We start from the raw sequence: 24,686 nt of genomic DNA, 5'->3' as shown, positions 1-24,686 counted from the left end.
GCCGGGAGTTCGACCGGGGTATGACGCGGGCACGTGACAAAAAAGAGGGCCTTCCGACTGGAAGACCCTCTTTTGACTGGTCGAGGTCCTTGCACGTTACTCCAAGCATGGTTGCCACAAAATGGATCAGCTCACGACGATCGCAGCTGCCCTCGAGCGCATGGATGCTGGCCACACCAAGCCACGCCCGCTGCAAGCTAGTCCGAAGACACAGCGCTACCGGATCGCCGATCGCTTCAGTTCGGATGAACTCGCTCAGCTCGTTGCTCGCTACCAAGCTGGCGAAATGAGTACCACCTTGGCTCGCGAGTGCGGCATCGCCAAGTCGACCTTCCTGCGTCTGCTTGCGGAGCGTGGCGTAGATGCCAGACCTCGTGGTCTGACGCCGGCCAAAGAGAAGGAGATCCTCCGGCTCCGTCAGCAGGGGTTGATCATCCGCGACATCGCCAAGCGGGTCGGCTGCAGCTACGACAGTGCCCGGGAGTTCTTGTTATCAAGGGATGTGGTTCGGGGCGGGCATGAAATCAGCCGGTTGGAGTGAGTTCTCGGGGCTGCGAAGCATCACCATCAGATGAGAGATCGCTCGTGTTGTAGACGTGGTCACTGCCGAACATGCGCTCGGCACCGGCCACAGCTGCATCGCTGAGGTTGGATTGTGCAAGAACGGCCAGTCTGCGGGTTGGTCTTGAGCATGCCACGTAAAAGAGGTTCAGACTTCGCAGATATTGTGTCTTTGCTGTATCTCCAGCTAGGACGCTCTCAAATTTGTATTGATTCCAAAGCGCGTCGTCAACCACAACGAGCACGTTTTCATACTCCTCTCCCTTTACTCCGTGATTCGTTGAGAAGGGGGTTTCATCATTTAAATACTTCTCGAACTCGACAACTTGGGTGTATTCGGTTGCTCGAAGAGACTCCAAGAACTCACGGTCCTTGCCCGCCTTGACTTGGTCCTGCGGGTTTTCAAGCGACTGTTCGAGAGCAGAAAGTCGCTTGGGCTTCCGGAGTAGACTTCTACCGAATACGTAATCTAGCACCTGGCCTATTGAACCATTTTCGCGGAGCTCATTGAGTCGATCGATTGAGCCCGCGACGACTGACTTCTGGGAATGCCGTTCTATGCGAGTACCGGAAGCCGCATAGAGATCCAGGAATTTGCCAAAGTCACCTGACATGTAGGCGGAACACAAGAGCTCGATATCAGCAAACAACTGACCAAACTCGTCGTCCCGTGCCATCAGGTTGTCTGGCCCAAACGATGAGCGTTTTTGATAGATACCAAGCAATCCATCCCAGGCCTGTTGGCTAGCTATACCTTTTCGCGTCAGCATGAGAATCTTGGATGTTTCTCTTTCCCATCCTTTAGAGACTAGTCGATTCCAGACCTTTGTGAAGGTGTCGGAAGAATCTCCATTAGACGAGAAGAAGAGAGCCTCGCCGGTCGCATTCCAAAGACCAGGTGTCTGGAGCAGTTCGGGACGCAGCTTATTGAGAACCGAAATGACAGCAATAGGGCATCTGTAGTTCTCGGTTTTCTGTATAGTCAGCAGAGATGCATGCTCTACCTTCCCAACGCCGGTGTTGTAGATCTTTTGCATATGATCTCCAAACAACCCGATAGTTATTCTTCCATTTGCGTTTGCGGCCAAATAGTCAAGTAAAAGACTGATCGTTTTCGGACTCGTGTCTTGGTACTCGTCGACGAAGATGGTTGGAAACCTATCCGCAACCAGATGCGCGATCTTGGGATACTTCGAGAAAAGTCGCTCCGAGATGATAATTATGTCGTCGTGTCCGAGTTTTCCCTTCGCGTATTTGCGAGGGTATTGCCAGTAATCTATCCGCAGATCCGATAAATCGATTCCGGCATATTCTGCCTTTCCAGACTCCTTGGCGAGTAGATGAACTTCAGTTTTCAGTTCTGACTGGAACGGTTCAATAAGAGACCACAGGAACTCGTGAATCGTTGAGACTCGAACGAGTGGGTCGTTGTTGATGCGGCTCTTGATTTCGTTGACCGCCACGTTGGTGTACGTGATGCAAACGATCTGTTGGCCACTGGCAGCGAGCTCCCCGGCGGATAGGGCTATGAGCCGGGCTAGCGCATGGACAAGGGTACTTGTCTTTCCAGCGCCGGCACCAGCGTCTACCAAGAAGCTCTGGCGAGCTGCGATTTGCTCAAGGACTAGTTCGTTGACGTCAACCATTCCAGGCCTTCCGCAATGTACTTCGGCGTGTCCGACTCACCCAGGGTTACCACGTCGAATGCGAAGTCGGCTTTGCTCTCGATTTGGTCTGCAATGTTGTAAGAGTCTTCTCGAATCTCATCGGTGCTCATCCGACGGCTCTCGGTCTCAAACAGGTGTATGTTCGCAAGATTCTGCTGCGTTGAACTGAACTTTGCGGCGTTTGCGAGAATAAAGGATTCTTCGAAGCTGCGACCACATTTCAGGCCAGGTCCTTCCGGGACTTGGTAGGCGACTCGGATGTTTCCACTGGACTTGGATTCGGCGCTGGCGGCCAAGAGTTCGGAAATCTTGGATTTGCCTGGTAACCACGTTTTCAGCGTGTTGTTGCTTGTGATTGCGGCTTGCGTGCTAACTTCAGTCTTTTTGTGGCGACCCGTGTGTTCCACGGCATCAATATCCGTAATTACCAAAGTCGGAACTCCGATAAACTCAAGCAAACTCTTGAATTTCACCGCATAAGCACCACCTACTTCGATCACAGATATGTACTGGTGGATTAGTTCAGGCGCGCCGTTCTTGATCATCGATGGAAGAACGAGGCGCTCAGAGGTCCCCTCTATCAAGACTATTTTGTCGGCAAAGAACATGTCGCACCTGTGCAGTACAAGATATTGTTCCAAGAACTTTAGCGTGCTTACGGAAGCCTCGGCCTCCAACTCTTCTGCACTCTTTTCCTCTTTATCCTTGGCCTTCGCCGACGCTTTAGCTTTGGACTCGAGGTCTGCCTTGAACTTCCGCAGGTCCCTGACTTCGGCGCCCTGTGATGTCTTTTTGAGGTATCGGATGCACGAGAATCCGCTTTCGGCGATGATGTGCGAGGAATGTGTTGTCACGACGATCTGGACATTCCATCCGTCTTTCGATAGAACATAGTCTCGTATGTTCTTGATGAAAACTGCCTGCATCTGCGGGTGGAGGTGCGCCTCAGGCTCTTCAATAAAGAGAATTTGCATTCCAGCTCGCGGGGTTCGTTTTCGATACTCTTCGAAGAAGGCTACGAACTGAAGGATGATGAATATCAGTTTGGAATAGCCAAGTCCGTTGTGCGATTCGGGCAGCATGGCGTCTTCATGTGCGTACACGACGCGTGTATTGCCAGAAAGGAGATCCGCCGCGTTGAACTTCGATACGACTTGAAGCTCTTGTACCAGTGGGGTCGTGTTCACTCCGAAGCTCCGCAAGTCTGTGAAGACGCCATCGAAGAGGGTCTTATATTCTCCATCTAGCTGTTCAGCAAATGATCCAAGCACACCTTCCAGATTCTCGATAGATTGCTCGGTGTCGCTGATAGCCTTGTAATAGGCCTCGAATCCCCTTGATAATCCTTTACTTGTATCTTGCGATGTGTCGTCAAATTGGTTCTGCGCATATATGAACTCAGTTGTCACCGCATTGCGCGCCTGCGTACGGTCAATCTCCTTGTAGTTTCTTGCATCTTGTCTATCTACCGCTTGAAATAGCAGTGAGTATGCGCTTCCAAATTTCTTCCTGAGGAACTCAAGGAGCGTGAGCGTTGCCTTCTTGGTTTTCGCGGCTTGGAACTGCTTGAGTAGCTCGAGTGGCCGTGTGGGTTGAAGTTTGCACGAGATGACCGCGTCCTTACGTGTCGGATCGAGGTCCCGGATGAGCCCTGAAATAGGGGTCAGGAGGTCACTCTCTTCGTACTCGATCTCGATGCGCAGTTCAATCGACGGCAAATCAGCTACCGCTGCGGTTTCAGTCTCCAGGGCACTTTCGTCGAGACCCTGTTGTTTCTCATCCTGAGCAGCTAACCACTTTTTCTCTGCCTCGATAATCTGCTTCTGGGCGCTAAAACTGAAGTCGTCGAGAGTGAAGAGGTTGCGATCGGTGCCGAGGAACTTGTAGAAGATCTCTACTACAGAAGTCTTCCCACTATTATTTCGACCCACGATCATCGTGGCATCGGTTTCCAACTCCATTGATACCGATTCGAGCAATCGGAAGTTCTCGATTGATATTTTTGCTACTCTCACTTCATCCCCCAAATTTCTTCTGCCAAAGGTGCGGCATTTAGTTCGTCCCGACGCGCCCGCCAGTCGGGCAAAAATCCGTCCATAAGCTCTGTAAATCGCTCGTTATGGTTCCGTTCCAGAAGATGCGCCATCTCATGCACGACGATGTACTCCAGGCAGTTTGGGTGCTTCTTGCCGAGCTCCAGATTGAACCAGATGTGGGCGGACTCGCGGTTGCAGCTGCCCCATTTGGTCTTCATGCGGCGCACAGTCCACTTCGCCACATCGCGACCGATGATCGGCTGCCACTTGGCTATGAGTTCAGGGATCTCGTGCTTGAGAGAAGCGCGGTACCACTCATCCAGAGCTGCGCGACGATTGTCTGGAGTGCTGTCATCCGGGGCATGTATCGTCAATCGCTTGCCGGTGATATCAAACCGAATCCGACCCGGTTCGTTTACGACCTTGAGTCGGTATCGCTGGCCCCAAACATAGTGGGATTCTCCTGTGACCATTTCGCGTTCGGTCTGGCGCACGGCACTGCGAAGCTGCTCACGTTGTCTCTTGATCCACGGCAGTCGCTGCACGACAGCAAGCCTGATGGCATCGTCATCGAGTCGTTCAGGCGCCGCAACGCGCACCCGGCCGAGGGGAGGGTAGACGGCGATATGCAGGTTCTTGATGTTCTTGTAGATGACATCGACATCGATCCCGGAGACGGTGAGGTAAGCGCTAGCGGTACTCATTTCGGGCCTTTACCAAATCAAAGAGTTCATCGAAACGGTCGAAGTCAGCCGGTAGGACACGACGAATTGCTCGTGCCACTTCCTTCTCCTTGAACGTGTTGCCAACCCAACCGTGCGGTTTGCTCGTCATGATGGCGGTGTCGACCTGGATCGGAGTGGCTTGATCTGCCCAGCCGAAGTCGACGATGGCACGCTGCGCGCCGTTTGATGCCCAAGCAGGGTAGACAGTGTCAGACTCTTTTGAGCCGACCTTCTTGGCGTGGGCGATCAACTGCTCAAGATATTCCTTGTAATCGATGGCACCCTTGCGGCGTTGCTCGATGATGGCGTCAAGCAGGCTGGACATGCTGTCGTAGTACTTCGGATTCATCGCGTTCTCATCGATGATGACCTTGCGGATGTTGTTCGCGATGGTTTCGGCGACAGCTTCAGGATCCTTTTTGATCCCGGCAGGGAGCTTGTCGACCGCAGCCGCTCCTTGTTCAACGATCAGGTCGACTAGCCCAACGTTCTGGAAGTCAGCGACGACTTCGGATGCATCGGCCCGGATGTAAGTATCGAGCAGGAATCGCATACCTGCTTCATATTGTTTGAAGTCCACATTCTCGCCAGCACCGAGTTTCACTTCATCACGTACGGCGACGTAGTGGGTCACTTCCTTGGCAATAGCTGCGGTTTCACTCGCGCTGTATCCAGCCTCCGCCATGTCGTTTGCGATTGCTCCGTAGGTACGAACTAATGCGGCCACGGATTTGTAGAGTTCGACGCGCCTGGCTTCGTTGTTCTTGATCTGCTGGGCGTTGCCCTGTTCGATGGCGCAGAAGTAGCGCTGGTACTGAAGTGTTCCCTGGGGTGGTTCGACCGCTTCGCAGAGCGCGCGGATGCGTTCGAGGGCTTCGTCGAGGTCTTCACGTGCTTGTTGGACGCGGTCTTTGAGCAACCCCTCGATGTCGGACTTCTCGTAACCGTCGAGAGCCCCAGACGTGTAGTCCGTGATGGCGTCTTCCAGGGAGTTGAAGAGGTCCTGATAGTCAACGATGTAGCCGTAATCCTTGTCGTCACCGTCGAGACGGTTGACGCGACAGATGGCTTGGAAGAGTCCGTGATCGCGCATCTTCTTGTCGATGTACAGGTAAGTTGCCGCTGGTGCGTCGAAGCCAGTCAGCAGCTTGTCGACAACGATCAGAAGGCGCATCTGACCGGGCTCGTTGATGAAGCGGTCTTTGACTTCCTTCTCGAATTGCTCGATCTTCGTCACCGCTTGGTCAGCCGGTTCATCGAAGTGATCTGCCAGCATTTGCCGGTAGATGTCGTATTGGCGCAGTTTTTCCGTCGCACCGTGGCCAGAATCTTCTTTAGATATGTCGCTGGCCTGAGGGACGTAGCTCGTGACGATGGCGCACTTGCCCTTGAATCCGGCCTGGCAGAACATCTCGTAGAACTTGCACGCTTGATAGATGCTGGATCCAACGAGCATGGCATTGCCCTGGTTGTCCATGAGACGCGGCTTCGTCTCCATGTCGAGCAGGATGTCGTTAACGATCTGCTTGGATCGCGGCTCGGAGCTGACGACTTTTTGCATCGTGCCCCAACGCTTCTTGAGTTCAGCCTTGGAAAGATCAGTCATGCCCTTGGTCTTTGCCTCGAACCACTGATCGATTTTGGCCGACGAGATGAGATCTTGGTCGATGTTGCGGGCCTCGTAACGCAGGTCGAGCACGACGCCGTCTTCGACCGCTTCGTTGAACTTGTACGTGTGGATGAAGCTTCCGAAAGTCTCAATGCTGGTTGCTTTGTCGGCTTTGAGCAGCGGAGTACCGGTGAAACCGATGAACATTGCCCCAGGCAGCAATTGCTTCATGGCCTTGTGCATTTTGCCCGACTGGGTGCGGTGGGCTTCGTCGACGAAGACGAATAGATTGCCCTTAGCTGAGAAGCCTGCTGGAATCTTGGAGTTCAGCTCGGCAATGAAGTCGCCGTCGCCGTCATTCGGAGCTTGATCGTCGTCGCTGCTGCGGAACTTGTGAACGAGCGAACACATCAGCCATGGGTCGTTGCTGTTTAGGGATCCGATAAGATCGGCGCCGCTCTTCGTGCGGTAGATATCCTCGTTGACACCGCTGAAGACTCGCTTTATCTGATCGTCCAGCTCAGTACGGTCGGTGATAATGAGGACTCGCGCCTGGCTGTCGCCGCGAGTCTGATGTTCGCGGATCCACTTAGCCAGCCACACCATTGTGAGGGATTTACCCGAACCTTGGGTGTGCCAGATAATGCCGCCTTCGCGCTTGGCGATGCGCTCCTGGGCGGCCTTGACGCCGAAGAACTGGTTGTGACGGCAAGTCTTCTTCGTACCGCCGTCAAACACCATGAAGTCGTGGATAATCTCCAGGAATCGGCTTTTTGAACACATCTGGACGAGCGCACGATCGAGCGGTTCCTCGATGTCGGACGGCTCTTTCCATTCAAGCCAGTACTTCTCAGCCGTGTCGATGACTCCGTAGCGCAGTCCCTCGACATCATTGCCGGCCATGACCAGCTGCACCGTGCTAAAGAACGGACGGATGAAGTCCTTCTTCTGGTTGCCGATATTCTGGCGGATACCTTCGGAGACAGCGACCTTTGAGCGCTTGAGTTCGATGACGCCGAGCGCCATGCCGTTGACGTAGAGAACGACATCCGGTCGCTTGTTGTGCTCACCCTTGATCGATACTTCTTCGGCGACAACGAAGTGGTTTGCCTCGGGGTTGTGCCAGTCCACTAGCCAGACCGTCTCGGTCTGTTCGCCGATACCGGGCTTAACCTTCACGCCGTAGCGTAGAAGGTTGTAGACCTCGTGGTTAGCTTCGTAGAGGTTGCGGCCGCCGCCCAGCGACGCGGTCTTCTTGAACTGCTCAACGGCTTTGTTGATCAGATTGGCGGCGTAGCCACGGACCTGTAGATTCTGCTCAAGCAGGCTGACTTCGATGTGCGAATTGTTTTCGCGATACTCCCAGTTGCCCAGGTACTCGTATCCAAGTTCATTTTGGAACAGGTCGACAACACGGTCCTGTGTCTTGCGTTCAATCTGTCCAACTGTGCTCATGATTCATTTCCCCCAAAATTACTTTCAACATCCTGATTCTGCCAGCTTCCGAAGCTTATGCCCGTTCCTGGAATGCGCCATTCGACTCGGCCGTTTGCCGCTCTCCCAGCTACGATTGCCGCCGCCGCGGATGGGCTGCGGAACACGATGTCTTGGGCAAAGACCGCGGTGTCTTCTCCGTCCTGAACAAGCTGCCCGCTCTTGAGGAGCTCGTCATGGAGAAGTTCGTAATTGCTTGAATTCTCGGTGAAGGAGAGTCGGGCCATTGAACCCTTCCTTATCGTGAACTCGCCATCGACTTCTTGCGCCATTGCTCGGATGCCGTACTTCTTGACGAACATCTCGAAGATCGGCGAGATGGAAGGATCGGTCGGAGCTACTACATCTGTGGGGCCTGATGGCTGTCTGGTTGTCGTCGTCGTTCGAAAGATGTTGACGCCCAGCACAGGTAGGACGATCTTGGCCTGCGTCACAAAATACTCCATGTCCGAGACATCGGACTCTGGAAGTGGCAGCAGTGGGGGTGCAGTGCCGTTGGTTAGACGCGAACGGTTAGCCTCTATCGCCAATGAGATGAACCGTGACTCCAAATAGCGGGCGTGCGCTTTGGTTAGGTTCGTGTCCTTGCTGGTGAGGACGATCGCCCGATCCCAGAAGTCTTTTCCACCCTGATCTTCATTGCGAGAGTGATGATAGAGACGCTTGGCGACATCATCACCTTCGCCGATGTAAGCGAGCGATCCACCCATACTTTCTGGATCGTCTCCAAGAAGAATATAGATGCCCGTCCGTGACGCTTCGGGGCGTTTCAACAGAGCACCAAGGTCTGATCGTGGGGCAGCAGCAACGTGACCAGTCCAGTTCATGATTTCAGCTGTCAGAAGGCCGCCTGGCGTACCATCTGCCAGGAAGAGTCGAACCGATTTGCCGACACTCATGCCTTAGCCTCAGCGAACTGCGGAAGGTCGCGATCAGCCAACATTTCTTGCAACATGCCTTCCTTGACAGACCTCAATTTGAGTAGCCGCGTGCGAAGGACTTCAATCTCTGAGTCGACATCGGAGAGAAAAGCGCCAATGGCCGTCTGCTCCGTCACGCCGGGGACCTTGAATGTTAGGGCTCGAACATCCCCGCTTGAGACTGCCGGGTAGTTCGATCCCGCAATGATTCGCTCGATTTGAGCTGTGGCTAAGTGACTCATGAGGATATTGAACAAGAAGTCTGGATCAGATTTGCTAGTGTTCGCACGAATTACAGCAAAGCCCGTGGATGCAATGGGCCGAGGCAGTCCACCGCGATACAACATGTGCGACTGAAGATTAGGGCGAACCGTGCCAAACAGTACGTCCATCTTGCGAACAATTCGACGAGCACGTGATGGTGCGTGCTGGAATGTTATGCGAGAGGAGCCGAGTAGCGCTCCACGACTAACATCCTCTAGTGAGATGTAGTCCAAAGGTTCGTTTGGATCTGTATCAGATGACAGCGCTTCGGGGTCGACGGTCGCCAGCTTGTCCAGCGAGTGACTCTCCCAGTCCCCGGTGAATCCTAGTAGTCGGGTCTCGCCGGTCAGCAGTTGTTGCATAAGGCCTTGCTTGACCGACTGCTTCTTGGCAATCAATCGTTCTAACGAGGTAACGAGGCAATCAGCATCCCGGATAGCTGCGGCAACTTTTGTTTGTGTTTCTATCGAGGGCAATGAGACGTCAAGGTCTGCGAGCGATCGAGCGCTGATGTGAACAACCGCATCACCTTGGCCTCGGGATGCTTTTTGTCGAGCGACGGTCGGTGTGTTCAATAACGTTGCCAAATATACTGGGTCCTGGCCATGGCCTCTCAGAATAATCGTGTCGCCACCCACTACGGCTTCGGCATTTCCAACCCAAGCCGTGCACTTTCCGATGTCGGCCTTCGTCTCGCCTGAGCCCGCGAACACGATATCGCCGTAGCGGAGCCTAACAGCCGAACTCGCAATTTCTGCGGACACGTGAGAGACAAGACGATCGGTGTAGTCGTCGAACTTCGTGTAGATCTCGCCATAGCGTAAGCACAATGTACCCGTACTCTGGACATCGGTGCGCCTGATACCTTGGCCCTTCAGAAAGGCTCCTGACCTTCCCAGCTTTGTAACCGTTGTCAGCGACGTGGTCATCGGATTCCGATCTCAGCAAGGTGTTCGGCGACCTTCGCACTAAGTTGCTGGAGCTCCGATTCAAGGTCACCGACCGTCTCGTCATATCGCTCACCGAGTTCTCTGATGCGGGCAACGAGGGTGTGGGTCAGTTTGGTAATTTCGCTCGTGATTCCGGCAGCGATCGCCTTCTGCCACTTGTCGTCAAGAACAAGTTCCTGGATTTCAATTTCAGAGAGCTTTCCGTAATGGGCAAGCGTTGCAGCGTCGAGCTTGGCCTGAGCATCCTTGGCAAGCTTCTTGGCTGATGCTTCGCGGTTGTAGAGACCGACCAGATGTTCGAGCGCGGCGATCTCGTCAGCATCTGCGTGCTCTCGCTTGGCATCTTTGAGGCGGGAACTTGCGAGTACCTTGCTGATCTTTCCGTCGTCCATAGCCCCGGAGAGGAGACCTTCCTCGACACAGTGTTCCTCGGTGTACTCCTCAATTTCTAGAGCAGCTTGCTCGGCGAGCGAAGTGAGATTGTCGATGAAGGACTGATCTTTGGCGAAGTAGCGGTCGACTATGAGTGCGGGTGGAATGAGATCCGTCTTGTACTTGGCGCTACCGCGGCCCGAACCTATAACGAGATCTGGGGTTTCTGTGATCTTCCGGTCTTTGTCCTCGATGGCTACGCGGGGCCTTGCGGCATTGAGCCAGCCTTCGTTCATGATGAGGAAGACGTCGTCGTGCATGGTGCTGTGCCAAAAGGTCATTAGCTGCTCGTAGACGTCGTACTCGTCAAGCAGCGGAGTGTCTTTGAAGCGAGCGAGGAGATCATCACCAATACGGGCGATCAAATCGTTGGGCTTCGAGTTCTCGTCTATGGCTTCCAGTGAAGCTCGGTGGGCGGAAAACCATTCGGCGACCTGCGCATTCTCTCTCGCTGAGAACTCAGCAAATTCTGACGAGTCTAGGATGGCCTGCTGCACCCCGGAGATGTTAACGGCCAGTTGGCTGTAGCCACTTCGAGGTGTGCTCGTGAATAGAGATTGGCGAAGTGTCGGAAAAGCCCTCCAGCTTGCCTCCAATGCATCTATGTCGCGGTCCGGGATACCTCCGTGAAAATGGGCATGGAGATCCTGGACGTCTTCCGGCTCAGACGAATCAATATAGCGCGGAATGTTTAGGTTGAAATCGTTGGCAGCGTTGCTGACCTCGCTCATAGGGACCATGCGCGAATAACGCTCGACTTCCTGTTGCCGAGTGAAGACGTCGAAAATCTTGTGCATGTCCTGGGATCGAAGGCGGTTCTTGTTGCCATCTTTCAGGAAACCCTTGGATGCGTCGATCATGAAGACGCCGGTTCGGCTTTGGGCGTTTTCCTTGTCGAGCACGATGATGCAGGCCGGGATACCGGTGCCATAGAACAAGTTAGCAGGTAGGCCGATAATGCCCTTGATGAAGCCACGCTTGAGGAGCTGCTTGCGGATGGCGCCTTCAGCGTTGCCGCGGAACAGGACGCCGTGGGGAAGGATGACAGCGGCTTTACCGGTGCTCTTCATTGATTTCAGGATGTGGAGAAGAAACGCGTAGTCGCCATTCTTTTCAGGGGGTGTGCCATATTCAAATCGCCCGAAGTCGTTCTCAAGACCGTTGCTCCAGCTTTTGATGGAAAACGGGGGGTTGGCGACGATGAAATCGAAAGTATCCAGGCTATTGCCATTGCTGAACTGCGGGCTCGTGATCGTATCCCCTTTGCGGATGTCAGCGATCTCGTTGCCGTGCAGGATCATGTTCATCTTGGACAGTGCCCATGTGGCGTTATCCTTCTCCTGCCCGTAGATGCTTAGGCCATGGCGGGACTCAGCGGCAACCTTCAGAAGAAGAGATCCCGACCCGCATGTTGGGTCATAGACAGTGGCTGATCGAGGAGTCTCGGTAGTGACGCCGATCAGCTTGGCTAGTACACGTGAGACCTCAGCCGGCGTGTAGAACTGACCCTTGGACTTGCCGGACTCGGTGGCGAAATGACGCATGAGATATTCGTAAGCATCGCCCAGTAGGTCGTCGCCCTCAGCACGCGAACCGCGGAAGTCGAGTTCCTGGAAGATAGTAACCAGCTTCGAGAGTCGGTCCTGCATCTCCTTGCCCTTGCCGAGCTTTTCCTCATCATTGAAGTCGGCCAGGTCAATGACCTTTTGCAGGTCATTGGCCTCGGCGAGGTTGGCAATGATCTTGTTGATCTTGTCGCCGATCTCCTTATCACCCTTGACGGCGACCATCTCATCGAAGGATCCGGCTGTAGGCACATCAATAAGAGAGTTGGGGTCTGTCTTCGCCTTGTCGGAGACGTATTTCACGAACAGCATAGTCAGGATGTAGTCCTTGTACTGGCTGGCGTCCATCCCGCCACGCAGCTCGTCACAGCTCTTCCAAAGCGAGCTGTAGAGATCTGATTTCTTGAGCGCCACGGTGCGTACCCCTTGTGTTGATCCTGATTCAGTCGAAGTTGTCATGCGGCAGTCTCCAGCCACACGACGGCAGCCACTTTAGTGTTGATTTCAATCTACCGGGGAGCTGCGACAAATCATGTGAGGTCGGGCTGTGCCAGGTGGGTTTGCGGGTGGGGAGAGCCCTCAACCACGGCCCGCTAACTGGCCTAAAGTATACCACAATCGGCATATATCTTATAGGTCCCTGAGGCTCTCGACTACTGTCTTATCGCCACGAGGTCGATGGTTGCGATCGTGCGATAGATGGCGAAGCGGAACGTCGAAGCCATGGGGGAGCTTGGCGTGGTTTTCGAGCGTGACGGTGCGCAAAGATGCGCCCCGTCCTTCAATGGACGCTCAGCTGGACGTTATCGGTCAGCTCACCCGTCGCAGTGTCCGCAGCTTCAACAACTACTGGCGCAAAATGATTACTCTCAATAGGCGGCCACGGACTAGGAAGGAGGAGCCCGGCCACGCTTAGAACTAAAGGGCCAGGCATTTCAGGGGTGGTCGCCGTCTCCGTCGGAGCTTCCGCTGTCACTTCCCCCGTCGGTATCTCCCTCGCCACCGCGAAGAAGCGCCCGAATGGCAAGGTTGCCTCGGATGAGTTCCATGGTGTCTCCTGCGTGCTTGACCCCGGTGGCTGCGCTCAGTCTATGTGTTTGGGCCAGTACCAAACAATGCCGCCAGCACGGCCCAACGTGACGTCCTCCCATTTCGCCTGAACACGGTCGTGACTCGGAGTGAGATTTTCGCCTCGGGCGTGGGCTTGGCGGATGTTCTGAGGCGGAACATTGTCGATACGCCAGATTTCTTCTGGGACCTCCGGCGGACTGAAGCGGACGCCGATTGAAAGCTTCCCGATTGGCACGGTTGGAGTCAGCTGCACATGATGTACGGCACCCGGTCGCCACTGATCCTCATAAGTGAGTCGGTGGGTGAGCAGCCAGGCAACTTCGAGGGGTACCCCACGTTGGAGCGGTGGGAAAGCAATCACAATGTGGTAGCGGTATCCGGGGACGCCATTCTCATCGTAGGCGCGGAGGTTCTCGATCGTGAGCTGGCCTTGTCCGACGTTCTGGACTTCCGGCATCGCCCCACCCGGGGTGCGGTCAGTGTACGTCTGTCGAAACTCCGTGAGGGCGGGAACCGTCGATCGGATCGTGCGCCTGCGGATGACCGTGCGGATCTGCCCCTCGGCGCTGGCGGGATAGACGTAGTCATCCTGCGCATCGACAATCTCGTAGGTCCAGGGGGTTTTTGAGCCGACTGTAGCGACCGGAGCTTGCGGGCTCTCGAGCATCTCGACCACGATGCCGGCGACGCCCGCGAGAACATCCTCGCGTTCGACTCGCCTCACATCCCGGTAGCTGTCTCTGAACTGATGGATACCCTCGGGAGGCTTCCTTCCTGGTGGAACATACACACGGTAGGTGCGTGCAAGTGCCAGCCGGCGTTCATCCGAAGTGAGGTATCGGGCCTCCCCAAGCCCCAACAACAGCGTGGCACGAAGCTTGAGAAGCTCAGAGGGCTCCAAAGCAAGTGTGGCGATCCTGCCCTGGTAAAGCTCAAGAACATATGACGAGATGTCTTTCCTGCTCTGTGCGCTGACAGCACCCTCAATGAACTGGACATCGAGCAGGCGCCCGTTGCCGAGGTCCACCGCTGTCTTCGGACGGTTCGACACGTGCAGGCCATTCCTAGTACTCGCGCCAAGGAAGTCGATAATTCGTGCTTTCAGCTGGTTCTCGTTGTCGGCGTCCCTCATATGCCTCCTTTGCCGTGCATTATGCGACTCCCTTTTACCGCAGTCAAGGTCTCCGCAATAGATCGCAAGCGCTTGCTGTTGCGCGGCACGACTCCGCGACAGCGCAACAGCAGCCCTGTGTTTCCGTCGCTCCGTCAGCTTCAGCCTTAGTTACAGGACCGCAAAGGCGGCCTCTCGCAACATTCAGAAAGGCAAGGATATGTCCGATCTAATTCCCCGTCCGAGCGGGAAGGTGACACCCTTCAGCAGCCCAGAGGGCTTCTCACGCTCCGAAGGTAAGTCGCTCCAGCGGCGTCAGAACGCCGAGGTGGCCAATGGCCTCGTGACGGCGACGCGTGTCCAGGCCGCCGGCTATGTCGCCGCAACAGGTATGCACCTGACCGGCATGTTGAGCCGGGAAGCGCAGTTTCAGTCCGACGGCGACCCGCGCACATCGGAGCGGCTCAACTACATCGCAGATTCCTTCGCCGAGTACGCGGCGTGGGAAGTGCGCCGATTCCAGCGGTAGCGGGGGCCGGCCATGAAGCACGAATTTGTAAATCCACTGAAGCCCATTGGCTACATGGAGCCCGAAGTGCTGCAGCACGAGGCCGCTGTCCGTCTCTTTATCGGGCGGGTTGCGACACTGGTGGATGAGCTGGACTCCGCAGCGAGGACCGTCAAAGCTGACTCGCCAGCGACAGCGCGGCATCTGCGCCTGGTTGCGCAGCAGATGTCGGCCATGGCTCTGACGGCGCTGGAAACCTGGCCGAAGGGACCGCGGCGGTCATGACTGCCATCTACTGGATTGCCATCATGATCACCTGCGCAGCTTCCATTGCTGCCGCATACCTGGTCGTTGCTGACTATTGGCGCGGCCGGACGCCCCATTCTCGGGATCAGATCTTCGGCATCACCGAGGATGCTCGCGAAACGGTAAGCCGCCTCGATGCGGCCTATCAACAAGCCCTGCGGGACATGCGCCGCCGCCAATAGCGGCTGGCCCCTAAGTTCACCAGATCGGCACTCCCCGATTCAAACATGCCTCTAGAAAGGGGTTATTTGTCATGCCCGAATCCTTTACCTCAACGGAGCTGGTCGCAGCGCAAAAGCGACTCTCTGACTACGTCCTTGACCAGGCCCACCAGATTGAGCGCCGTCTGTACTTCGGATGGGAGCCGGCCGGTGACGCGCCGGACAAGTACAAGGATCTGTGCGAAGCCTTTGCCGCCTCGCAGAACGATGGACGCCCGCTACCTGTCTCCAACGAGAACAGCAGCAGCGTGGTTTTCGGTTCACCAGACGTCAATGTGGCCTACCGCTACGTTCACGATGTTGCCCACGTTGAGCAGGGGTTGAGCTTTTCGTCGCCCGATGAATTCGTGTTGGCGCGCTGGCTGATGCGGCGCTTCGAACGCGCAGGCTTCAGCCGGAATGATCTCGAATGGCATCTCTTCGAAGCTGACGCGGTAGGCCAAGTCATGTTCTATGCCGTCACGAAGCAGTACGTGGGGGACCAGCTGCAGTTTGCACTTGACTGCGTGCGGCACGGTTTGAACACCGGCATTTACTTGGAGATGGAGCGCCATCGGTGAGCGTCGATCCTGGTCCCAGGTCCTGGTTTGAGCGGGCGATTGGAGCATGCATGTCCGTCCTGCTGGCCGTTGTGGCCCTCTACTGCGCGACTCAAGTGCTGCAATCGATCCTGCCGTTTCTGATCGCCTGCGTCGGTGTCGCTGCCATCATCTGGGCGGTATGGGCAGTCATCCAATATCGCCGAGATAGGTACTAAATCCATCGCCGCAGCGCGGCAACTACAGCTCTTCCAGTCGGTGTTGTGGTTTGCGCAAAAACGCTTGAACGTTCAACATATTGAACGCATACTAAGCCTCAGACATCGTTCAATACGTTGAACGTTTGCCGCAAATCACAACACCGAAGGAAGGAGGGAATCAACTATGTCTACTAGCAACAAACGTCCGAGTCGTAGCCGCCAGGGGCGACCACGAAGGGACGGCCGGATCATCGTCAGGGGAGTCGAGCGCGATCGTCCTGACCTCCGTAAGCTGAGTCGCGCCGTCATCGCCATGGCTCAGGCTGACGCTGAGCGGGAAGCCCAAATTCAGCACGAGCAGAAAGACGTCAAGGGCGCTGCGGAGGACGCGAGCGATGAATAATTCCGCTCCTATCCTTCGACAATTGGTGTGGCAGGAGATTTTCTGGCCCCGCCCACTCGACGACGAGCAGGCCATCAACCTGCTGCGGGTATGGAGCTCGCAGAGCCACGCACCGCAAATCATTCTGGAAGCCCGATCGGATAAACACGGCATCCGCTACATTGTCGGCACGCAGCGACGCCATGCATCGGCGGTCCGCCGCGACATCGAACGTCTGGTCGTTGGGGCTATCGTTGTCGCCGATGATGCTGGCCGGCTACCCGCCCAGTCCGCCCGCCGGGTTTCCGTCAACACGCCTGCGCAACCTCTGGAGCCTCGGCATCCGGAAGGGTCAACACGAGCTCTCTTGGCCAGCCTGACGGCGGTCCGCGGAAATGAAAACCTGGTGGTCCAGATCATATTGGGGCCGAGGTTCATACCTCAGCTGGCTCCTCATGCTGTTGCCCAAGTCGATCAGGGAATCATCTCGCTTATCCTCACTGGCGTGCAGCCGGAGCGGCGTCGGGCGATCAGCCGGCGAATCGAAGAAAAGCAAGGCAACCATGGGTTCGCGACCTATGTTCGAGTAGGAGTCAGTGCCTCCGAGGAAGATCGTCGGCGCGCCCTAATCGGCGGTGTGGTCAATGCCTTCCGCTCGATGGTGGCACCGGGGCTCCGCTTTCGTGTCCACTTTGATCAGACCCATAAGCTGAACAATCCTAGTCCTGAGTGGCCATGGTTCGCGGCCGGCCAGCGACTGTCCGCGGTCGAAGTGGGCATGCTCAGTGCTTGGCCGGTTGGCGAGGGTACGGCTGCCTATCCGGGGCAGCCGCCGGCTCATCCGCGGCAGATCCGGCCGTCGTTTACGGCGTCGGACGCAGATCGCATTGTGGGTCGGGCAACGGCGCCCGGTGCTGGCAACGCCCGGCTGGGCTTAGCACCAGAGGATAGCTGCCACCATTTGTGGACAATGGGACCGACCGGCGTGGGCAAGAGCTCCATGCTCCTCTCACTCATCATCGGAGACATGAAAGCTGGGCGCAGCTGTGTCGTCGTCGAGCCCAAAGATCTGATTGGCGATGTACTAAAGCACGTTCCTCCGGAGCGTCAGGGTGACGTCATCGTGCTGGATCCGCTGGATGACGTGCCTGTGGGGATCAATCCATTTGATGGTCACGGGCGGAGCCCGGCTCTCATCGCTGATCAGCTGTTCGGTACGTTCCATGCGCTTTATGGCGACCAGCTCGGGCCCCGAAGCTCGGACATTCTGCGGCACTCCCTCCTGGCTCTCGCTCAGCGGGAGGACGCCAGCTTGGCCATGCTGCCCATTCTGCTCAATAACAGAAAGTTTCGGCAGTCGGTCATCCGCCAGATCGCGGGCGATGATCCATTTTCAGCTGGACCTTTCTGGCACTGGTACGACCAACTATCCCCGGAGGCCAGTGCGCAGGTGACAGCACCGCTGATGAATAAGCTGCGTCCATTGCTTGATCCGCATCTTCGTCACGTTTTGGCACAACCCACTCCACATTTCAATCTTCGACAGGTGCTGACGGAGCGGAAGATTCTGCTCGTCCCACTCCAGAAAGGGGTGCTCGGACCCAAGGCCGCTCAACTATTAGGAGCCATGGTCGTCGCGGAACTGTGGCAGGCAATCCAGGAGCGCGCCAGCATTGCAGCCATGAACCGCCATCCGGTCATGATCTACCTCGATGAGGTGCAGGAGTACCTGCGTCTACCGACCGATATAGGCGATGCGCTGGCAACTTCGCGCAGTCTTGGCGCTGGGTTCCATGTGGCGCACCAGTACCTCGACCAATTGCCCCAAAGCATGCGCACGGCGTTCGAGGCCAACTGTCGGTCCCGGGTCTTCTTTCAACTCGCATCCAGGGACGCCAGGGCGGCCGCCGCCATGGCACCTGGTCTTGAACCGGAAGACTTCATGGCGTTGCCCTCGCGTCACATCTACGCGCAGCTCGTCCGCAAGAGCGCGGTGACTGACTGGGCGTCCGGCGTCACTTTAGACATCCCGAAGCAGACCTCGTCACCGGACAAGATCCGGGCCCTGAGCCGCAGCCAGTTCGGTCAATCAAAAGACGTCATCGAACGTGGGCTTCGAAGCATTCTGACTCCTTCTCCTGAAACCGGTGCAGCTGATGGTCGCCGCAGAAGGAGCCTGTCATGACTGTCGAGCGGACTCTACCGACCGGCTACCCGCCCGCGTCGAAGCTAGCGGATGCATCTGCGCAGGTCAGCGACGAATTAGCACCAATTGGGGCGCCGAATACCGGTGCTGTGCCTAGCACCGGAGCCCATACTGGCCCGCGGATAAGTCGGCGCCGATTGAACGATATTGAAGGCCGGCTCAGTGAACGCGATCGAGCTGTCCTGTCGTCTGTGGCCCGCTATCGATTCTTGACGGCACGTCACATTGAAACCTTGCATTTTGCAGAGCACGCGACGGCAGAATCGGGTGCTCGAACCTGCCGCCGAGTCTTGGCAAGACTACGAAGCCATCGAATTTTGGGCGTCCTAAATCGGCGGATCGGTGGTGTCCGGGCGGGTTCGGAGGGGCTGGTCTACTTCATCGATACAGCCGGCGAACGCATTCAACGGAACCAGGAGTCTAGTCGCCGACGTAAGCACTTCGACGAGCCATCGTCACGATTCCTTGATCACACTCTGGCCATAGCCGACGTTGCTATCAGCATCATCGCCGCTGCATCCGAGTCGGGTGCAGAGGTCGTGAAGCTGGCCCCGGAAGGCGAGGCTCGTCGCCACTACACGGATCGACTTGGTGTCGGTCAAGTGCTTCGACCAGACCTGTATGTTGAGCTCGCTGCCCATCCCGGGGATCAGGATGTTGAGGCGTACTTCGTTGAAGTGGATCTTGGTCACGAGAGCCTGCCTACCGTCCTCGGCAAGTGCCTGTTATACGAGGAATATCTCGAAACCGGCATCGAACAGCGTGAGTTCGGCGGATTTCCAAAGGTCATCTGGGCTATGGATGCCTACCGCCCAAACGTGGCCGAGCGCCGCCGCCAAGCATTTCTGGCGGCAGTGCAACGGAACGCGAGGGTGAGCCCTGGGCTCTACGGCATCAGTGCCTTGGAGGAGGCTGCGGCTCAGCTTGTCCGGGAGGTTCGCCATGACTGAGCCGGTCAATGTGTTGTACGTCGGGGACGCTTTGGACCAGCTCCGAAAGCTCCCGGCCGGATCGGTGGATATGTGCCTGACGAGCCCACCGTACTTCCGATTGCGTGACTATGACGCCGACGGTCAGATGGGGCTCGAAGCAGATGTGGGGGCGTGGGCTGGCCTGATTCGGGCCGTTGCACGCGAGATTGACCGCGTACTAGTCCCGACCGGCACTTTCTGGCTTAATCTCGGCGATACGTACGCCAACCATCCCCGCCAAGGCGCGCCGTCCAAGAGCCTGCTTCTGGCGCCGGAACGCGTAGCTCAGCTGCTGCAGGAAGATGGGTGGATAGTCCGCAACAAGATCATCTGGGCCAAGCCGAACCCCATGCCAACCAGCGTGCGCGACCGGCTGACAGCGGCCCACGAGGTGATTTACCTGTTCGCGAAGCAGGAACGCTACTACTTCGACCTCGACGCCATCCGCGTGCCGCATCTGTCGAAGCCTGGTCGCCCGCCTCGTGTCTCATCGCGACGTCCCGCCAAGGAAGGATGGCGGGGGCCCAATGCCGATTCGACGACCGGTCTCGCGGCCATGAAAGCTCGTGGAATTGTCGGCCATCCGCTCGGCAAGAACCCTGGGGACGTGTGGACAATCGCCACAGCGGCTGGCAAGGGCAGCCACCACGCCACATTTCCTGAGCCGCTTGCAAGCCGATGTATTCAAGCCGGCACCCCCGAAGCACGCTGCGCCATCTGCCGCGCCCCTTGGCGACGACCAATCCGCAGGCTAGGGCAGACCGCCACGCGGCTGGCACTTCAAGCGAGCTGCAGTCATAAAGGGGATCCAGAGCCCGGCATCGTCCTCGACCCCTTTATCGGCAGTGGCTCGACCGCCGTAGTCGCTGAATCACTCGGCCGTAACTGGTTAGGTATAGAGCTAAACCCCACCTTTGCCTGGGAAGCGCAAGAGCGGATCACGGTAGCTCGTCCGCGTTCGCCACCAAACGGATAGCACTCCGACAGCTCGTCGGTGCGCTGCGGCCGGTGACGAGGATTCCATTCCGGAATCTCGCCGGTCGCACAATCCGAGGAGTTGTCATGACGACACCCACGACTGGCGGGGACCGCCAGAATCCGGCAGGAGTGAAGACTCTTGCTATCCGACTCGAACCGGACGTCCACACCCAGCTGACGCTCATTGCGCAGCTGCGGGGAAGCACTATCACCGACGAGATCAGAAAGGCCTTGATGGCGCACATCGCCAGCATCAAGGAAAACACTGATCTGGCATCTCAAGCCGAATTCGCCATCGCGGAAATCGACCGAGAAGCTGCTGCCCGGCGCGAGGCTATCGCTCATCTGTTCGGCAACGATCAGGAAGCGGCCAAGCCCCGCACGGCACGCGGACGCTAGTTCGAGCACCACCGGCAGGGACGGCGTGAGCAGCGCTCTATCGAGCGCCTCCGCTGTCCTTGCCGCCCGTCCATCCGCATAAACGAAAGGAGGACATATGAACCACGAACAATTACCCGAGCCCACGCCAGAACGAGACAGGGGCACTGCCCCCGCCATCTACGTCGCATCGCTGGCTGACTACAACAATGGGAGACTGCTCGGCACCTGGATAGACGCCACCATAGGCGCAGACGTCATTTACGAGCAGATCCACGCCATGCTGGCGCAATCTCGTGAACCCGCGCCGGAAGAATGGGCCATCCATGACTACGAAGGCTTCGGCGGTAAACAGCTCAGTGAATTCGAACGTATCGAGGAAGTCGCTGCACTGGCCGAAGGCATCGCCAAATATGGTCCCGCCTTCGCCGCATGGGTGGATTACTCCGGCCTAGACGCCGAAGATTGGCGCTACTTCGAGGAGGCCTACCTTGGCGAATACCCCACGCTGGAGGCGTACGCCGAGCGGATCATCGATGATATGGGATGGCAGCAGGAAGTTGACGCGCACCTGCCAGAGTCACTCAAGCCGTACGCCAAGATTGACGCGGAAGCGATGGGTGAGGACTTGCGACTCAACGGTGAGATTTACGTGATCGAATCTGACTCCGGAATCTACGTCTTCAATAGCCGTATTTGACCTTCCGGAATATTAGGAAGGCCTTCCTGCCTTGACGAAATTTCTGTTGTGGAATTCGCTTAAATCGTTGAAGGAATTGAACGATCGATTCATAATACAAACAGAAATTGGAGACAGAACAAATGCAGGAAAAAGACATTCAAGGCTTAGCCGAAACAATCCGGAAGCAGCGGCAGAAGCTGGGTCTTTCCGCGAGCGAAGTCGCCCGACAAGCAGGGGTCGCGAAGGGAACGATCACCCGGCTAGAGCTGGGGCAGATTGCCAATCCCCGCATGGACAATCTTCGCGCCATCGCCGACGTTCTCCAGCTTCCACTGACCGACATCCTGGCCGAATCGAGCATGCTGCGCGGCTCCGACCTACCAACGCTCAATCCTTACCTGCGCACGAAATTCAAAGGCATGCCGGACAGCGCAGTCCGTGAGATTGAAGAGCACTTTCGCGATGTCGCCGCCCGGCACGGCATCAATATAAACACCGGCCCCGCCCCCGGCGAGGACGAATAACCAACGACTTCTCAGAGAAAGGAGAAAGCCATGACCAACGAACATATCACTACATATATCGAACGGAGCGTCCTGGCTACTCTCCGTGCGCTCATCCCGAACCGAGAGGTTCGTTCCCACTCTGAGGCAAAGCAAGTAGCCGAGCACCAAGCCATCCGACTCTTGGAGCTGCACGGCATCGAGGACGGGCCAGTGCCAGTTGAATTCATCGCCGACCTGCCCAAGATTGAAATTGAGATGGTCGACGCTCCGGTCTCAGGGGCTAGCTTCTGGAACGGGAGCAATTGGATCATCCAGCTGAACAAGCATGAGAGTTACAGCCGTCAGCGGTTCACGCTTGCCCACGAGTACAAGCACATCATCGACCACAACCGTGCCGACGCTTTGTATATCGGAAGTCGTGACGCATCTCCCGCTGAACAGGCGGAACAAGCTGCTGACTACTTCGCCGGATGCCTACTCGTTCCGAAAAAGCTTCTCAAGCGCGCCTACTACGGTGGCATGCAGCGAACGGCTGATCTCGCAGCGCACTTTCAAGTATCCGAAGCTGCGATGACCGTGCGACTGCGCCAAACAGGCATCGCCGAGCCCGTCCCGCGTTGCACACCCCAAAGTACGCCGTTCTCCCGTTCATGGCAGTACCGCACGAATCACCGCACCCAAACACAAGGAGTATGACTATGACCATCGAGGAAATCGAGGCATTGAAACCGCGTAAGGCAGTTCTGTATCTACGGGTATCGAGCAAGAAGCAGACCCAAACAGCTGTTGATATCGATAAGGACGGGAACTCCATCGCGACGCAGCGTGACATCTGCGGGCAGAAGGCCGAAGCGGTCAACGCCGACATCGTGGAGGAATTCGTGGAGCCCGGTGTGTCGGCCCAAACGATCGAGAAGCGACCCGTTTTCCAGGCTCTGCTGAAATTCCTGCAGGATAACCGCGACGTTGACTATGTCATCGTGTATGCCCGCTCGCGTGCGTTTCGTAACTTCACCGATGCGGCCATCACGCGGCGACATCTCGACAAGCTGGGCGTGCGCTTACTTTCCGCCCGAGAGGACTTCGGTGAGGGCACGTACGCGGAAGCGATGGAAGCCGTCACCGACATCATGAACCAGGTGCAGAACCAGCTCAGCGGTGAAGACATCCGGATCAAGATGCGCAACAAGGCTATCAACGGCGGCACAGTCGGTAAGGCCAAGATTGGGTACCTCAACATCCGCAAGGATATCGACGGGCGCATGATCAACAGCGTCGGGCTCGATGAAACGAGAGCGCCGCTCGTGCTCAAGGCCTTTGAGCTGTACGCCACCGGGAAATACTCCATCGAGCGGCTGGAAGCGACGATGGCGGACCTCGGTTTGTCGAGCCGTCGGACAGCTCGATACCCGGAGAAGCCAGTCTCCGCCAGCCGGCTGCATCAGATGCTCAAAGATCCGTACTACGTCGGTTACGTCGTCTACAAGGGCGATGCCTATCCGGGACGCCACGAGCCGATCATCGGGCAAGACCTTTTCGATGAGGTCCAGGAGATCATGAGCTTGCGCAGCGGATCGGGCACCAGGGATCGCATTCACAATCACTACCTCAAGGGCATGCTCTACTGCGGTAAGTGCTTCAGGCTTGGCCGGGAGAGTCGCGTCGTTTACACCCAAGCGAAAGGGCGCGGGGGAACTATGCATGAGTACTTCTTCTGCCGTGCCCGCCAGGAAGGCCAGTGCGACCTTCCGTATCTACCGGCCTATCTCATCGAGGACAGTGTGGCCGAATCCTACGGTCGGCTTGTGCTGGACAAGGACTTCGAGGTGGACATTCGCGCCAGACTCGAAGAGGCGCTTGTTGGCGAGCAACAGGACATAAAGGCCATGTACGCGAAGTACAGGAATCAGCTCAAAGAAGTTGAGGCCAAGGAGAGTCGGCTCGTTGACATTGCGGCGGACGGCATGCTGCCGCAGTCGAAGGTCCGGGAGAAAATGCATGAGCTGCGCGTCCAACGTTCCCGCATCGAAGACAGCCTGGCGAACATCGGCGAGCAGATCGCGGTGGGGGGTCAGCTTCTTGTCAAGGCGATTGATCAGATCACCGACCCGAAGTCATACTACGAGAAGGCAACAGATAAGGTCCGGCGCCTACTCAACGAATCCTTTTATCACCGTTTCTTTGTAGACCAGGAAGGATCCGTAGGCACGGACCTGAATCAACCCTTTGTCGACATCTTCGCGGCCCAGGTGGCCTACCGGTCGATCAAGCCCGCGTTGGCGATGTCCGGCCATGGATCGACCCAATCGTCCGAGCAAGGGGCCATTTTGGGCGTTTCAGGCGTACTTTCCACCCAGTTCCCGGATACCAAAAATGGCGCCGATTTCTCGACGCCATCTCTGTT

General features: G+C 56.7%; 22 protein-coding genes and 1 pseudogene. 14 read left to right on the top strand and 9 right to left on the bottom strand.

Annotated elements, in window-relative coordinates; all coding sequences use genetic code 11:
- Window positions 1-121 precede the first annotated feature (121 nt).
- Window positions 122-541, top strand: a complete 420-nt coding sequence (locus ABIB14_RS06640; protein ID WP_354235070.1) for a helix-turn-helix domain-containing protein — start codon at window positions 122-124, stop codon at window positions 539-541.
- Here ABIB14_RS06640 and ABIB14_RS06635 read toward each other — a convergent pair.
- The 8 genes from ABIB14_RS06635 to ABIB14_RS06600 all read right to left on the bottom strand — a co-directional run bounded on the left by ABIB14_RS06635 (window position 525) and on the right by ABIB14_RS06600 (window position 14,426).
- The gene (locus tag ABIB14_RS06635) at window positions 525-2,207 is read right to left on the bottom strand and encodes a UvrD-helicase domain-containing protein (RefSeq protein ID WP_354235068.1); all 1,683 of its coding nucleotides are present in this window, start codon (window positions 2,205-2,207) and stop codon (window positions 525-527) included. The two genes, ABIB14_RS06640 and ABIB14_RS06635, sit on opposite strands and share 17 nt — an antisense overlap.
- Window positions 2,186-4,243: an ATP-dependent nuclease gene (locus ABIB14_RS06630; protein ID WP_354235066.1), complete on the bottom strand. Its 2,058-nt coding sequence runs from the start codon at window positions 4,241-4,243 to the stop codon at window positions 2,186-2,188. The genes ABIB14_RS06635 and ABIB14_RS06630 overlap by 22 nt, the downstream gene beginning before the upstream one ends.
- On the bottom strand, window positions 4,240-4,968 hold the full coding sequence (locus ABIB14_RS06625) for a M48 family metallopeptidase (protein WP_354235064.1): 729 nt from the start codon (window positions 4,966-4,968) through the stop codon (window positions 4,240-4,242). The genes ABIB14_RS06630 and ABIB14_RS06625 overlap by 4 nt, the downstream gene beginning before the upstream one ends.
- Window positions 4,955-8,053: a type I restriction endonuclease subunit R gene (locus ABIB14_RS06620; RefSeq protein ID WP_354235062.1), complete on the bottom strand. Its 3,099-nt coding sequence runs from the start codon at window positions 8,051-8,053 to the stop codon at window positions 4,955-4,957. Before ABIB14_RS06620 ends, ABIB14_RS06625 begins: the two co-directional genes overlap by 14 nt.
- Window positions 8,050-8,991 carry a GIY-YIG nuclease family protein gene (locus tag ABIB14_RS06615; RefSeq protein WP_354235060.1) on the bottom strand — a complete coding sequence of 314 codons (942 nt, stop codon included), beginning with the start codon at window positions 8,989-8,991 and terminating at the stop codon, window positions 8,050-8,052. Before ABIB14_RS06615 ends, ABIB14_RS06620 begins: the two co-directional genes overlap by 4 nt.
- Complete coding sequence (locus ABIB14_RS06610) at window positions 8,988-10,205, bottom strand: restriction endonuclease subunit S (RefSeq protein WP_354235058.1); 1,218 nt, start codon at window positions 10,203-10,205, stop codon at window positions 8,988-8,990. Before ABIB14_RS06610 ends, ABIB14_RS06615 begins: the two co-directional genes overlap by 4 nt.
- Window positions 10,202-12,682 (bottom strand): type I restriction-modification system subunit M, encoded by a 2,481-nt coding sequence (locus ABIB14_RS06605; RefSeq protein WP_354235056.1) that lies wholly within the window; start codon window positions 12,680-12,682, stop codon window positions 10,202-10,204. The genes ABIB14_RS06610 and ABIB14_RS06605 overlap by 4 nt, the downstream gene beginning before the upstream one ends.
- A 625-nt stretch (window positions 12,683-13,307) precedes the next feature.
- Complete coding sequence (locus ABIB14_RS06600) at window positions 13,308-14,426, bottom strand: hypothetical protein (RefSeq protein ID WP_354235054.1); 1,119 nt, start codon at window positions 14,424-14,426, stop codon at window positions 13,308-13,310.
- Between the two features lie 199 nt (window positions 14,427-14,625).
- Between ABIB14_RS06600 and ABIB14_RS06595 the strand changes: the two genes are divergently transcribed.
- From ABIB14_RS06595 to ABIB14_RS06535, 13 genes and pseudogenes are all read left to right on the top strand, one after another.
- Window positions 14,626-14,934, top strand: coding sequence for a hypothetical protein (locus ABIB14_RS06595; protein ID WP_354235052.1), 309 nt, complete (start codon window positions 14,626-14,628; stop codon window positions 14,932-14,934).
- A 12-nt stretch (window positions 14,935-14,946) separates the two neighbouring features.
- Entirely contained in the window at window positions 14,947-15,198 is a 252-nt protein-coding gene (locus ABIB14_RS06590) for a hypothetical protein (RefSeq protein ID WP_354235050.1), read from the top strand.
- Window positions 15,195-15,401: a hypothetical protein gene (locus ABIB14_RS06585; RefSeq protein WP_354235048.1), complete on the top strand. Its 207-nt coding sequence runs from the start codon at window positions 15,195-15,197 to the stop codon at window positions 15,399-15,401. The genes ABIB14_RS06590 and ABIB14_RS06585 overlap by 4 nt, the downstream gene beginning before the upstream one ends.
- Before the next feature lie 71 nt (window positions 15,402-15,472).
- A complete protein-coding gene (locus ABIB14_RS06580; protein WP_354235046.1) occupies window positions 15,473-16,000 on the top strand; it encodes a hypothetical protein in 528 nt (175 codons plus the stop codon).
- Between the two features lie 50 nt (window positions 16,001-16,050).
- The gene (locus ABIB14_RS06575) at window positions 16,051-16,197 is read left to right on the top strand and encodes a hypothetical protein (RefSeq protein WP_354235044.1); all 147 of its coding nucleotides are present in this window, start codon (window positions 16,051-16,053) and stop codon (window positions 16,195-16,197) included.
- A gap of 410 nt (window positions 16,198-16,607) precedes the next feature.
- Window positions 16,608-18,746: a type IV secretory system conjugative DNA transfer family protein gene (locus tag ABIB14_RS06570; protein WP_354235129.1), complete on the top strand. Its 2,139-nt coding sequence runs from the start codon at window positions 16,608-16,610 to the stop codon at window positions 18,744-18,746.
- A 158-nt stretch (window positions 18,747-18,904) separates the two neighbouring features.
- Window positions 18,905-19,717, top strand: a complete 813-nt coding sequence (locus ABIB14_RS06565; protein WP_354235042.1) for a replication-relaxation family protein — start codon at window positions 18,905-18,907, stop codon at window positions 19,715-19,717.
- Complete coding sequence (locus ABIB14_RS06560) at window positions 19,710-20,714, top strand: DNA-methyltransferase (protein ID WP_354235040.1); 1,005 nt, start codon at window positions 19,710-19,712, stop codon at window positions 20,712-20,714. The genes ABIB14_RS06565 and ABIB14_RS06560 overlap by 8 nt, the downstream gene beginning before the upstream one ends.
- A gap of 86 nt (window positions 20,715-20,800) precedes the next feature.
- Window positions 20,801-21,115 (top strand): YlcI/YnfO family protein, encoded by a 315-nt coding sequence (locus ABIB14_RS06555; protein ID WP_354235038.1) that lies wholly within the window; start codon window positions 20,801-20,803, stop codon window positions 21,113-21,115.
- Between the two features lie 97 nt (window positions 21,116-21,212).
- Window positions 21,213-21,794 (top strand): antirestriction protein ArdA, encoded by a 582-nt coding sequence (locus ABIB14_RS06550; protein ID WP_354235036.1) that lies wholly within the window; start codon window positions 21,213-21,215, stop codon window positions 21,792-21,794.
- 107 nt (window positions 21,795-21,901) lie between these two features.
- Window positions 21,902-22,300, top strand: a complete 399-nt coding sequence (locus ABIB14_RS06545; RefSeq protein ID WP_354235034.1) for a helix-turn-helix domain-containing protein — start codon at window positions 21,902-21,904, stop codon at window positions 22,298-22,300.
- A gap of 30 nt (window positions 22,301-22,330) precedes the next feature.
- Window positions 22,331-22,978 (top strand): ImmA/IrrE family metallo-endopeptidase, encoded by a 648-nt coding sequence (locus tag ABIB14_RS06540; protein WP_354235032.1) that lies wholly within the window; start codon window positions 22,331-22,333, stop codon window positions 22,976-22,978.
- Window positions 22,933-23,787, top strand: a pseudogene (locus tag ABIB14_RS06535) (recombinase family protein); the annotation flags it as partial. The gene ABIB14_RS06540 and the pseudogene ABIB14_RS06535, both read left to right, overlap by 46 nt.
- Window positions 23,788-24,036: 249 nt before the next feature.
- Here the strand turns inward: ABIB14_RS06535 and ABIB14_RS06530 are convergent.
- Window positions 24,037-24,282, bottom strand: a complete 246-nt coding sequence (locus ABIB14_RS06530) for a hypothetical protein (protein WP_354235030.1) — start codon at window positions 24,280-24,282, stop codon at window positions 24,037-24,039.
- Between the last annotated feature and the right edge of the window lie 404 nt (window positions 24,283-24,686).

Source organism: Arthrobacter sp. UYEF3 (assembly GCF_040546245.1).
Taxonomy (GTDB): Bacteria; Actinomycetota; Actinomycetes; order Actinomycetales; family Micrococcaceae; genus Arthrobacter.
Note: the sequence above shows the minus strand (reverse complement) of the source record. Positions and strands in the feature narration are given on the sequence as shown.